This window comes from Sphingorhabdus sp., assembly GCF_046292425.1.
Classification (GTDB): domain Bacteria; phylum Pseudomonadota; class Alphaproteobacteria; order Sphingomonadales; family Sphingomonadaceae; genus Sphingorhabdus_B.
In genome coordinates this window covers 1-558 of the sequence record NZ_JBKBQV010000118.1, presented here as the reverse complement: position 1 = coordinate 558, position 558 = coordinate 1, and the positions used below count along the sequence as shown (strand labels likewise).

General features: G+C 66.5%; 1 protein-coding gene. It reads right to left on the bottom strand.

Features of this window, described 5'->3' with window-relative positions:
* Nucleotides 1-109: 109 nt before the first annotated feature.
* Nucleotides 110-558, bottom strand: a 449-nt coding sequence (locus tag ACK4S7_RS13190; protein WP_409647724.1) for a transketolase C-terminal domain-containing protein, incomplete at its 5' end; no start/stop codon positions are given.

Below are 558 nucleotides of genomic sequence, written 5' to 3'. Positions count from 1 at the left end.
TGCGCCCGCACATGCACGGCAAGTCCTGCCTCAACTTCAAGCCTGGGAAACCGGTGCCGGAAAGCGACCTGGACACCCTGATCGCCGCCGCGATGGCCGCTGGACTGGATTAGGCTCGCGCCTCTTCCACCCCCGCGCTGTTGTGGCGTAGCGCTTTCAGCACCGTCTCCACGATATGCGGCGCGTTGAGGCCCGCCGCGTCGTACTGCTTCACCGGATCGTCGTGGTCCTGGAAAACGTCGGGCAGGCGCATGGTGCGGATCTTGAGGCCACCGCTTACGCCATCGGAATCGAGCAGCCCGGCGTCGCTAGCATGGGTGAGCACGTGTGCGCCCAGACCGCCGATCGCTGCTTCCTCCACGGTCACCACCACTTCGTGAGTCCGCATCAGCCGATCGATCAACCCGGTGTCGAGCGGCTTGGCGAAGCGCATGTCGGCAACCGTCGTGCTGAGGCCCTTGGCGTCGAGTGCGTCAGCGGCCTTGAGTGCTTCGGCCAGCCGGGTGCCCAGGCTGAGGATGGCCACCTTGCTGCCTTCGCGCACGACCCGGCCCTTGC